At 40.8% G+C, this 13,037-nt stretch carries 7 protein-coding genes; 1 reads left to right on the top strand and 6 read right to left on the bottom strand.

The genetic code is table 11. The annotated features are described in order from the left end of the window. The 6 genes from LKD20_RS09195 to LKD20_RS09170 all read right to left on the bottom strand — a co-directional run. The coding region (locus tag LKD20_RS09195; protein ID WP_255621381.1) for an ESPR-type extended signal peptide-containing protein at nucleotides 1-5,162 on the bottom strand (5,162 nt) is incomplete at its 3' end. 564 nt (nucleotides 5,163-5,726) lie between these two features. After that, nucleotides 5,727-6,758 carry a 5-oxoprolinase subunit C family protein gene (locus LKD20_RS09190; RefSeq protein WP_227721577.1) on the bottom strand — a complete coding sequence of 344 codons (1,032 nt, stop codon included), beginning with the start codon at nucleotides 6,756-6,758 and terminating at the stop codon, nucleotides 5,727-5,729. Next, entirely contained in the window at nucleotides 6,745-7,488 is a 744-nt protein-coding gene (gene pxpB, locus LKD20_RS09185; RefSeq protein WP_227721576.1) for a 5-oxoprolinase subunit PxpB, read from the bottom strand. The genes LKD20_RS09190 and pxpB overlap by 14 nt, the downstream gene beginning before the upstream one ends. A 9-nt stretch (nucleotides 7,489-7,497) precedes the next feature. Next, nucleotides 7,498-8,694, bottom strand: coding sequence for an NRAMP family divalent metal transporter (locus LKD20_RS09180; RefSeq protein ID WP_227721575.1), 1,197 nt, complete (start codon nucleotides 8,692-8,694; stop codon nucleotides 7,498-7,500). Nucleotides 8,695-8,749: 55 nt separating this feature from the next. Then, complete coding sequence (locus tag LKD20_RS09175; protein WP_227721574.1) at nucleotides 8,750-9,517, bottom strand: LamB/YcsF family protein; 768 nt, start codon at nucleotides 9,515-9,517, stop codon at nucleotides 8,750-8,752. A 294-nt stretch (nucleotides 9,518-9,811) separates the two neighbouring features. After that, nucleotides 9,812-12,019 carry an ATP-dependent Clp protease ATP-binding subunit gene (locus LKD20_RS09170; protein WP_227721573.1) on the bottom strand — a complete coding sequence of 736 codons (2,208 nt, stop codon included), beginning with the start codon at nucleotides 12,017-12,019 and terminating at the stop codon, nucleotides 9,812-9,814. A 519-nt stretch (nucleotides 12,020-12,538) separates the two neighbouring features. On the opposite strand from LKD20_RS09170, the gene LKD20_RS09165 reads away from it, so the two are divergent. After that, the gene (locus tag LKD20_RS09165) at nucleotides 12,539-12,943 is read left to right on the top strand and encodes a type II toxin-antitoxin system death-on-curing family toxin (protein WP_195186520.1); all 405 of its coding nucleotides are present in this window, start codon (nucleotides 12,539-12,541) and stop codon (nucleotides 12,941-12,943) included. Nucleotides 12,944-13,037: the final 94 nt, after the last annotated feature.

Here is a 13,037-nt window from a genome sequence, read left to right as displayed (position 1 = left end):
CCATCAGACTTATTAGTAAATGTACCTTGTGCTACATCAACAGTAATCGTTTGACCATTCAAAGACGCTGTCGCAGCTCCTGTACCTGCTACTGTTAATTTTTGAGTTTTAAGATTAACGGAGCTATCTGTACCACCTGCAGAAATATCAAGTTTTTGAGTACCAGTAGCATTATCTACCGCTTTTGTAATAGCTGTATTAACTGCATTTTTTACATCGTCAGTTGTAGCTACACCTGCGGTATTTGTGATATTACCATTGCCATCAGTAGACAAAGAACCTTGCGTTACATTGAACTTCACAACACCATTAGCTGCTACTTCTGCAGTTGTTAATGTACCATTAGTGAAATTAAATCCATCTGCCAAGGATACTGTTTGACCGCCTGCATTATTTGCTTTATAAGCAATGGTCGTATTCTTACCTAGGTTAGTAGTCAAACTAGAAATAGCCGCATTGATATCACCAATATTCGCAGCATTCGTAGCTGTAGTACCACCACTTGCTAGGTTCGTAATTTGTTTATTACCAGCATCAATTCCCGCTGTAGTCACAGATGGACCACCTGTTAAACGGAATCCAGTCGTATTCATAGATGCATTACCAGCTGTAAATGTATTACCACTCACTCCACCTGTTGCACCATCCAAGGTAATAAGGTTAGTAGCAGAACCAACTTTTACGGTATTTGCTGCCGTTACAGAATCTACAGTAAGGTCTTTTTTCGTCTTAACCGTAATCTTCTTACCATCTGTACCATCTTGTGTAATCTCGATGTTGTCACCATTAATGAGATCAACCGTATTACCACCAGATACTTTGGTAGCGGTACCACCATTAGTAGAAAGATTCCAGGCAGAACCATCTTTAGCAGATGTAACAGCTTTAGTAATCGCATCATTGACTACAGATTTCATGTTATCTGCAGTTACTACCCCACTATTAGTTACATTAAGCGATCCATCTGCAGCATTAGTTAGTGTACCTTTTTTAACAGTCACATTTACAGTATCTGTAGTAGCACTTGTGGATACTAAGTCACCATCACCGGCAATCTTAAAGGATAAGCCACCAGACTTATTAAGTGCTTGACCTGTTGTTGAGGTTGAATCTGCCGTTAATTTAAATTTATTGTCACCTAATGTAGATAAAGATTGTGTAGCTTCCGTAATTTTATTACCTAATACAGCATTAGTATTATTAATCGCTGCGGCTACATCTACAGCCTTAGCTACTCCAGCTGTAGCACTCGTTGTACCATCTGACTTATTAGTAAATGTACCTTCCGCCACATTAACAGTAATCGTTTGACCAGTCAAAGACGCTGTCGCAGCACCTGCACCTGCTACCGTTAATTTTTGAGTTTTAAGGTTAACGGAGCTATCTGTACCACCTGCAGAAACATCAAGTTTTTGCGTACCAGTAGCAGTATCTACAGCTTTTGTAATCGCTGTGTTAACAGCAGTTGCCATATCATTAGCATCAACAACACCAGCAGTACCCGTTAAAGCACCAGTTGTCGTATTATTTGTCAATGTACCTTTTGCTACATCAACTGTAATTGTTTGGCCATTTACAGTTGCCTTTGCAACACCTGTACCAACAACTTTTAAACTTTGGTTCTTTAAGTTAACAGTACCACTAGTCGTACCATCTGTAATACCAAGATTTGTGGACAAATTAGCTACAGCATCAGTAGCGATTGCCTTAACATCACCAATGTTCGCAACATTGGTATCGTCAGCATTGCTATTAGCCACGCGACCAGTGCCTACATTAGTAATAGCCTTACCACCTGCGTTAATGCCGTTAGTTCCATCAATAGAAACAGTGCCTACATTCACTTTATTAGTTGTGACCCCTGTAGATCCGATAGTTGTATTGGTACCGATAGTAGCTGTATCAAATGTTACATTTTTAGCTGTAGCAATTTTAAAAGTCTTACCAGTTTGGGTAATCGCGATATTATCACCATCGTTGAAAGCAACTGTATCGCCACCTTTAACATCTTCTGCGGTATTAGTATTAGCTTTCACCTTGAAAGATGACGCGTCCTTAGCAGCATCCTTAATAGCCTGTTCATTGACAGTTAAAGTCACATCATTACCATTTGCAGTCGTTGTAAGATATGTAGAGCTACCACTTTTAATACCAAAATTAACATTACCAGACGTTAATGATTTAGCTGTTGTAGTACCAGTATCACCGCCTAGAGAAATCGTACGGGCTACAGCAGTGGCAGAATCAGTAATCGATTGTTTTGTCGCCGTATTAAGATCAAAAGATACTTGACCATTCGCACCTACTGTTGCCGTTGTAGTAGTGCCATCTGTAAAGTTCAAGCCATCAGAAAGTTTAACAGAATTATTTCCTGTACCATTAGCTTTGTATTTAATAGACTGATCTGCATTGGCTTGATTAATAACATCTGCTACATTTTGAGCAACCGCTAAGCCATTATTACCATTAACAGATACTGTACCAGCCGTATTTTTTAACTGGCCTTGGGTCGTCTTAATCTCTAATTTTTTATTAGCAGCCGTAGTAGTAACAAAAGAATCAGTACCACCTTCAACAGCTAATTTACTCTTAGATAAATTAACGTCGCCACTACCAGAGTTACCTGTGAAAGCTAAATTAACACTCTTCAATTGTGCTACGTTAACGGCATCAGTATCGGCCTTACCAGCTGCAACACCAGTAATTTGACGGGTATTAGTAGAGTTGCCTACAGAAACTGCCCCTAAAGTACTTGTTAATACGTTTCCACTTAAGGCAGTATATGTATCACTGCGTCCTGTATTAGCATTATATCCAGCAACACCCGCAGCTGTATCTGCTGTAGAAGCATAACCAAGTGCAACTCCAGATGCTTGGGATGCGTTAGCTTCTGCACCTAGTGCTAACGCGTAATTTGCTGTAGCTTGAGAGTTACGCCCCATTGCAATCGCATCTTCTGCACTAGAAGTGACATCACGACCAATAGCAATACTATATTTACCACTTGCTGTCGAATTATTATAACCATATGTACCAATAGCCAAAGATGCCATGCCTGTAGAGGATGCCATTCGGCCCATAGCCACACTATTATTACCATCCGCAGTTACTTCACTACCCATTGCTACATTATAGTCTTGTTTAGCTAAAGCAGTATTACCAATAGCTACACTGTTAGAGCCAGTTACTTGTGCGTTAATGCCCACGGCAACGGAATCAGCTTTTGTTGCAGACGCATTAGGACCAATCGCCATGGAATTACTACCAGTTGCCCCATCATTATTTTGGTTATTAGCTACGGTAGAATTAATAGATACATATTTTGTACGAAGGCCTTCAGCAACTGCATATAGTTGAGACCCATTAATTGCATCAGTACTATTGGCAGATACCTCACCTGCTGCTACGTTCTTAATTTGACGTTCAGCACCAGCAGAGCCAACGGAAACTTGCATACCTGTACCGGTCACTGTTGGTGCCCCATTCCAACTTATTGTTTTACCACCAATAATAACAGAACCCTGGCTTGTTGCATTTGTAGCAGTTGTAGAATTACTACCAAGTGCTACAGACTTATCTAAAGATGCATAAGCACTCGTACCTAACGCTAACGACTCTGCTTTAGACGCAGTAGCACTCATACCAAAAGCAGATGCAGAATTTCCGGAAGCATTGGCTAATGGACCAACTGCAGTTGCATTTAAATCACTAGCCGTTGTCTTACGACCAAGAGCAATCGCACTTTCAGCTGTAGCAGATACATCCGTACCAATAGCAACAGAATTTGTACTTGTTGCTTTTGTATTATAACCAAAACTTATTGATGTACCACCAGAAGCATTAGATTTTCTACCTACCGCAATAGCATCAGAAGTAGATGCAGTTGCTTCAGTACCAATTGCTGTTGCACTTTCACCGGTAGCACTCGTTGCACGACCAATCGCAATAGCATTCTTCATAGTTGCTTCTACTTGCTTAGCTGGGATAGCACCCAACGTATCAGTTCCTGCACCAATAGCAATAGCACCCTCACCGTTAGAGTTTACGCTATAACCAATACCTGTAGCATAATCACCATTTGAAGTAATTGATGCACCTAATGCTACGGACCGATTACCAGAAGATGTCACAGTATAACCAATCCCCGTAGCAGCAATACCAGTTGTATTGACTTGAGAACCTAATGCAACAGAATTATTGCCAGAAGATGTTGCATAATAACCTAATGCAGTAGAAGCACCACCCTTAGCAGTACTTTTATAACCAAAAGCATTATCATATTGCTCTTTAGCAGTTGTTTCATTCCCTACAGCAGTAGCATTATGACCTGTAACAGATGCACCAGAACCTACGGCTGTCGCATTTTGCTTTGTTACATTCGTATTAGTACCAATTGCAATAGCATTTAATTCTTGCGCCTTAGATTCACTACCAATTGAAACAGCATTTTGGGAACTTGCCTTCGATTTATAGCCCATAGCAATAGATGCAGCCCCAGAGGCCGTTGCACCATTAGATGCAGTATCAGAAGTAGCACCACCAATAGCAATAGATCCAGCACCTGAAGCATTAGTTTGTAAACCAGCAGCAAAAGCACCAATTCCCGATGCATTAGAACTCTTACCAATAGCAGTAGCACTTTCTTTAGTTGCAGAAGACTTGACACCTAAAGCGATTGAAGTACTACCAGAAGATTGTGATGCTCCACCAATTGCAATGGAATAAAAACCTTCTGACACCACCTCTTTTTCTCCAGGAACACCAGGCTCTTCAAGAGCAGAGCCAATAGCAATGGCGCCTGTATTTTTTGCAGAAGCTATCCACCCAAGTGAAAGAGCATTATGAACAGAGTTAGACTTTCTACCAACCGCAATACCACCTCGACCTGTAGCAGACGCATCTTGACCAACCGCAATAGCATCATCTGTAGATGCAGTAGCAGGACTACCACCAGCACCAGAAATCGCTAAAGATCCTGTACCATTACTAGGCGAAATTTTCCCATATGCAGCCTCAACCTGCATCGCTTGCCCAGCAACCATTGCCGCTAAAATACTAGCTACTATAATTTTCTTTTTCCCTGTTGTATTCTTAGCCAATTCGGATACTACAACGTAACATTGTTTCGACTTAGACCAAATAACTTTAAAGATTTTATTCATTTTCGCTTCCTTTTCACTAACTAACCTCTCAACTACATGAAATATATTTTCAAAAACATAATGAAGTTTAGCTCTTTGTAGAGCAATAAAATCCATTAACTTCTAAAAAACTATGGATTTGATTTCATTATTCTATCATACTCCCCTCATATTTCTCAATTGTAAATTATACGGATTAAGAATATTTAATTCTTATTTCGAATTTTGTCTATTTTTATTTTTTCTTGTATTTACTATGTTCTATATAAATTCTTTATGTATTTTAATTCATTTCGTATGTATTTTCATCATATGTAGCATTTCTGCTATTCTCATTATCAATCCGTTATTGATTTCACACAACTTAATCTATACCAAATCTGTTCATTTTATCCTCATTTTTTATAGAAGATTTTTATTTAAGAAAATATGTCGATATATTTTTAAGTAATACGATAAATTATTTAATATTGATTTATACTTTATACACGAAAAAGCCACTCCTTACTATAAGGAGTGGCTTTCATAAAATACATATACATACAAAATTATGTGTAAACTTATAAATTGATCATTTTTTGCATATTATATTGTTGTTTTTAGAGAGAATACAAATGTACTTTGTGCAGAAGCTAAGTTGATTTTGCTATGCAAATTTTGCATATATGCCCTATACATCTTTTGTGCCTCTTCCACAGATACAATATCAAAGGTAATTCCATCCCCAATAGGCAACTGGCTAAGTCTAGGCAAATCGGCAGTAATAACGGTACCGATTTTAGTATAGCCCCCCGTCGTTTGCCGATCTGCCATAAGGATAATTGGATTCCCATCAGATGGGACTTGAATGGATCCAAACACAGCGCCATCGGAGATGATATCGGCGCCGTCGATGTGTTCAACAGGCGCCCCATCTAATCTAAATCCCATACGGTCGCATTGAATGGTTAATGTATAGAGTTCACTGCTAAAATTGCGAATACCCGTTTCTGTAAAGCACTTAGCTTGCGAGCCCAGTACAACGCGCAGCGGTTCATGGCATTCACGGCCGCCCCGATTAAATAGAACCGTATTAAATAAATGATTTGATTCTCTAGTATAATCGCAGATGATAGTATCACGCGTGCAGTCCTTTAAACGCACTTCGTCGCCCGCCGCTAAGGGGCGTCCCTCAAAACCGCCAATATTCGCTTTTGTATGTGTCGCCACGCTGCCGTTGATTTCGGGCACATCAATACCTCCGGCGAAGGAAATATACATGCGCACCCCACATTGGCTAAAGCTGCCAGAGATGACATCGCCGTCATGACAGACAAAAGGAATGTACCGCGGCACCTCAACATTATTAATGGTAGGTCTCATATCGGCGCCTGTGAAAGCAACAATACATGTACCTTTCACCTTGAGCGTAGGGCTGAGTACGGTACACTCCAAAGCACCTACGGGTGTCGTATTCCCTACAAGGGCTTGTCCGATAGAATAGCTTTCACCATCCATAGGGCCAGCCACGGGCATACCATATTGTTGAAAGCCTATGCGCCCTCCGTCTTGGACGGTGGTCATCATACCAGGCGCAACCACCTCAAATGACGCATTCTTATATTCACTTACCGCCACGGAGGTCACCTACCTTTACATGATGCACAACGGGCTTAAAAGAAGAACCCAATTTCTTAATACAGTGGAACGCACTTTCATCAATGGGAACATAGCGCACATAGTCGCCCGCCTTGAGAAGGGCCGCCTCTTCACGGGATGCATCGTACATGGACAGAGGCGTACGTCCTATAATTTGCCATCCTCCAGGAGAATCCGATGGATAGGTGCCGGTCTGCTCACCCGCGATGCCTACGGACCCTGCCGGAATATGTGTACGCGGCGAAGACAATCGCGGCGTAGCGATGCGCGGATCCATGCCACCTAGATACGTAAAGCCCGGAATAAAGCCCATCATATACACGAGGTAATCCGTGCCGCTATGAATGCTCACCACGTCGGCCTCTGTCAAGTGATTATGAGAGGCTACAAATCCAAGGTCTGGGCCAAATTCACCACCATAGACGGTCGGTATCTCAACGACCGTCACGAGTTCACTTTCATCAGATTGGATAGGCTGCGTACAGATAGGTTCAAGAATGCGGCACAGTTCAGCATAGGTGTAGCGCAGCGCATCATACTGAATGAGAAGCGCACAATAGGTAGGCACCATCTCAACGATTCCCTCTAAATGGAGGCTTTCAATACCCGCCACAGTCTGACGGATACGCTGATTAATCTTAGGGTCAATGACTTGACCAAATTCGATGGAGATAGCACTATCCCCAACCGGAGAAATTGTGGGATTCATGATGTCCCCCTAACCTAATAATTTTGCAATACCTTGCAAGGATGTAACGCCGATATAGGCGGTCACAAGCACGACAATCCAGCCGGTATAGAATAGAATCGGATTGTGCTTATAGTCCCCTACGATATTCGTCTTACGCGTTGCCAATAGCATAACGGCTAAGGTAACAGGCAAGATCAAACCATTCACAGAGCCAGCCACGATTAACAGCGTAGCTGGTTTACCGATAAAGATAAGAATGCATGTGGACACGAAGATGAATGCCATGATGGTCAATTTTTCATACCGTTCCACCACCTTGAACAAGGTTTTAAGGAAGGATACCGATGTATAGGCAGCACCCACAACAGATGTTAACGCAGCGCAGAAGAATACGATACCGAATAATTTATGGCCGATTTCACCAGCACCGAGTAAGAACGCAGAACCTGCTGGGTCCTTTGGATCTAACGCAAAGCCCATGGATACTACGCCGAGTACGGCTAAGAATAACAATATACGAACAATGGCGTCTACGGACATGCCCATGAAGGCAGCGCGACGCACATCTTTTAAATGTTCACGGCCTGTAATGCCCGCATCAATCAAGCGATGGCCACCGGAGAATGTAATGTACCCACCTACGGTACCGCCGATAAGGGTAATCGTAGCTAGCCAAGGGTAATTGGTTGGCACGATAGCATGGGTTGCAGCCTCTGCTACAGGAGGATTAGTAGAAAACGCTACATAACCGATGAGTACGAGCATCACTGTGCCCAACACTTTCGCCGTGTTATCGAGAACGCCACCCATTTTAGGAGATGCAAATAATAAAATCCCCAAGATACCACTGATGGCTGCTGCCGTCGTCGTATCGATACCGAATACGATGTTAAGACCCATGGACGCGCCCCCAATATTGCCGATATTGAACGCAAGGCCCCCAAGGGAAATCAAGAACGCTACGAAGTAACCAAGCCCTGGCAAGACCTTATTCGCAATGTCTTGGCCCCGCATTTGGGATACACCGATGATGGTCCACACATTGAGCTGTGCAATGATGGAGAAAATAACGGACACCACAATGGCGAACGCAAAATCCGCCTGTAACTGGCCTGTAAACGCCGCCGTTTGTAACATAAATCCTGGCCCAATGGACGACGTGGCCATCAAAAATGCTGCCCCTAAGAGGACAGATAAACTCGCTTTACCTGTAATCGGTTTCATACTGACTCCTTTTATCTATTCTGATTCTATCTATTCTTATACAATCGATTGTAATCTATCGATTCTGAAAATTCGCTACCACGACACCTGCCTTAGTAAGGCCTTCACGAATATACTTTGTGAAAGCTATCGCTTTTGGATTATCGCCATGAACGCATACGGAATCGGCTGCAATATCGATTGTTTTGCCCGTATTCGTTACGACCTTGCCTTCTTGCACCATCATGAGCACCCGTTCCAATGCCTCTTGTGGGTCTTTTATGAAAGCCCCCTCTTCCGTACGGGGTACCAAGGTGCCTTCCTCTGTATAGCCTCGGTCTGCAAAAACCTCTTGTATCACTGGAATACCTCGTCGCTCTGCTTCTTTGGCAATATAACTACCACTGAGCACCATGGCACGGACCTTGGGATTGACTGCTTGTAAACCATCTAATACCGCATCAGCTAATTCCGGCGTTACACACGCCATGTTATAAAAAGCACCATGCAATTTCATGTGCTGTAACTCTACATCGTATTGATGGCAAAATCCTTGCAACGCACCGAGTTGGTAGATCATATAGGCCCGTGCCTCATCAGTGCTGACCGCCATCTTGCGACGTCCAAAGCCCATCAAATCAGGATATCCCGGATGAGCCCCTACGGCTACGCCCTTCTCCTTGCACATCTTAACAGTGGCCTCCATGATGAGAGGATCCCCGGCATGCCAACCACAAGCCACATTGGCACTAGTGACGTGATTTAACACCTCACTATCCATGCCCAATGTATAATTGCCAAAGCTTTCACCTAAATCGCTATTTAAATCTATATAATGTGACATCACTATGCTCCTCTCGTTCTTCATTTTTCTTATATGCTTGATTGTCCTTACATACTTGATTTTCCTTATATTCTTCATCTTTCCTTTAAATTCTATAGAATATAGTAACATGATTATACAAAATATATTGATACGTTATCAATGATTTTTGTCATGTATACAAAATTCATATAATAGCACAAAAAAGCACTCGACGTAATGTCGAGTGCTTTCACAATCAATAGGACTATTGTTATTTGTGTGTATATGGAGAGAGTTGTAAGGGATTCAATGAAAGGGTCAATAGCCTACCGATTATTTATTGTCCTTGGATGCAACATCATCAGCTTGTTTGCTGTCATCTGCAGATTTGTCATCACTGGATTTAGCATCGGATGTGTTAGCACCATCCTTGTCGCTAATCACGATGTGACCATCTACAACATCAGCCAATAAGTGTTTCGCATCGATGTGATCCAAGTAGAAATCAGTTACATTGTCACGAATTTCAGATTCAATAACACGACGTAATGGACGAGCGCCCATTGTTTTGTCATAACCTTGTTCCATCAACAAATCTTTAGCTGCGTCAGTTACATCTAAGGTAATTTGTTTTTTAGCCAAAGTTTTGTTAACTTGGTCGAGCATCAAATCAACGATTTTCTTCAAATCGTCTTTACTCAATTGATTGAATTCAATAACAGCATTGAAACGGTTCAAGAATTCTGGACGGAAGAATGGAGCGATACGTTCCATTACATCTACTTTGTTTTCATCGTCATTATCTTGACCATAGCCAAAGCCTGCGTTAGATGTAGCAATGATAACAGTGTTTTTGAAGTTTACAGTGTTACCTTGGCCATCTGTTAAGCGACCATCATCCAATACTTGAAGAAGCAATGTAATAACTTGAGGGTCTGCTTTTTCGATTTCGTCGAACAATACGATGGAGTAAGGATTACGACGAACGCGTTCAGTCAATGTGTTGGAGTTATCTTCGTAACCAACGTAACCAGCTGTAGCACCAATCAATTTAGAAACGGCTGTGCGGTCACTGTATTCAGACATATCCAAGCGGATGATAGCATCTTTGTTACCGAACATATCAAGTGCTAATTGTTTAGCCAATTCTGTTTTACCAACACCAGTAGGACCTACGAATAAGAAGCTACCGATTGGACGGTTACCTTCGTCAAATCCTGCACGGTTACGACGGATAGCTTTAGAAACAGCTTCTACTGCTTTATCTTGACCGATAACATGAGCTTGTAAACGAGATTTCATATCTTTCAAGCGTTCAATATCAGATGCACCCATTTGAGAAACAGGGATACCAGTCATACGTTCTACCGCTTCGGCTACATCGTTAACCTTAGCCACTACCTTTTGGTTATCAGTATGCTTGTCGATTTCTTCTTGTAATTTTTGAATACGCATCTTTTCGTTAATAGCGGATTCGTAATCTTCTTTTTGAGCAAACTCTTCTTGTTTTGCTTTAGCATCTGCAATATCTGCTTCTAATGTTTTAATATCAGTTACAGGATGTTGAGATGCCAAGTGAGCTGCTGTTACATCGATCAAGTCGATGGCTTTATCTGGCAAGCTACGTTGAGGAATGTATTGTACGGAATAATCTACAGCGGCTTTCAAAACGGCATCTGGCAATTCGATGTTATGATGCGCTTCGTATAATGGACGAATGCCTTGTAGAATTTTGAAAGTATCTTCTGCAGATGGGGCATTGACTTTTACTTCATTGAAACGACGCGCAAGTGCTGCGTTTTTCATGATTGTGTTACGGTATTCATCTTGTGTAGTAGCACCGATAACAGTCATTTCACCACGGGACAAAGCAGGTTTCAAGATATCTGCTAAGCCTTTAGAACCTTGACCATCACCTGTGGAACCAGCACCCAAGATTTGGTGGATTTCGTCGAAGAACAAGATGATATTACCAGCAGCCTTAACCTCTTTGATAAGATTTTGGATATTTTCTTCAAAGGAACCACGATATTGAGTACCAGCTTCCAAACCGGAAATATCGATGGAAATAATTTCTTTATTTTTAATCGCTGCTGGAACATCGCCATTAACGATGGCTTGTGCCAAACCTTCTACAACAGCCGTTTTACCAACACCAGCATCGCCGACTAGAACTGGATTGTTTTTTGTACGACGTGCTAAGATTTCAGCAGTTTCTTGAATTTCTTTGTTACGACCGATAACAGGATCAAGCTTACCATTACGAGCTTCGTCTGTTAAGTTCGTACCTAAACGAGCAAGGATACCATCCTTTTTCATTTTGCCTTGTTGAGCTGCAGCTTGTGCTGCTTGGATTTCTTCATTAGTAGGCAAATGACCTGTTTGACGATAATAAGCAAACTCTTCAGGCGTTACTTCACGACCATTAATTTTATAACGACGGTTTTCTGTGGAATAACCACCCATGTTACCCATCAATTGATTGAATAAATCATTCATGCTACCGAAGTCGCTACCAAAGTTATTGAAGTTGTTGTTCATATAAATTACCTCACTTTTTTTACTACAAGTATATCGATTTGACTTTTTAAGTCTGTTTAATTTCTTGCTTTATTTCTAGGTTTCTTCAACCTTATGACATTATAATAATCTGATTAAGTCAAAAAGTCAATAGGTCAAAGATAAAATTTTTGACTTTTTTTGACTTTTATTTTGACCAATTAGATTTATATGGCAAGAACATAGATAAATGCTGGGTTTGTGAGGGATAAATAAATTTGCACTTTTGATTTGATTATTAAAAATTAGATTGTTTATATGGATTTATTACCTATATAATAGATATAAAAGTCAAATATATAGTAAATATAAAAGTCAAAAATACAGTAAAGGAATTTAATTTATGACGTCAAAAGTTCAGAAAATTATCAATTGCAAAACAAACGACAAAACCTCTATCATAACTAGTGATACTAATAAAGAGCTAAAAAAGCAGATAAAAGACATCTCGCAACAAGTATTAAAGCGTAATTATGACCTATATAAAGCATTGGAGAATAAATGAGTACACCTAATATTCAACTTACTGTACAAGATATCTACGAACTGCACAGAGAATTAGAAGATGCATTTGTCCTCTCTTCAGGAGTGCGAGATAAGAATCTTTTAGCGTCAGCTGTAAATACCCCATTTCAAACATTTATGGGAAGCGACTTATATCCCTCTCTCTATGACAAAGCAGCACAATTATGTTATGGTATCGCCAATAACCATCCTTTTACAGATGGCAATAAGCGAACTGCACTACACAGCATGTATGTGTATTTAATCATTAATGGATATGATATTACCGCTACACAACAAGAAGTGGAAAAATTAATTATTAATGTAGCTGCAGGAAATATGACAAATATAGAACTGGCACAGTGGTTAAGAGATAATACTATACAGTTAGATAAACTTTAAATATTACAAAATAACTACTGGGTTATAGGACAAAACGTGTTGGTACTTTAATCCCAATCATTGAAAGATAATTTGTCATAGTTATGCAAATCAC

Origin of the sequence: Veillonella fallax, from assembly GCF_020687175.1 — a bacterium.
In the GTDB taxonomy this organism is placed as follows: domain Bacteria; phylum Bacillota; class Negativicutes; order Veillonellales; family Veillonellaceae; genus Veillonella; species Veillonella fallax.
This window is presented reverse-complemented; position numbering and strand designations above follow the sequence as displayed.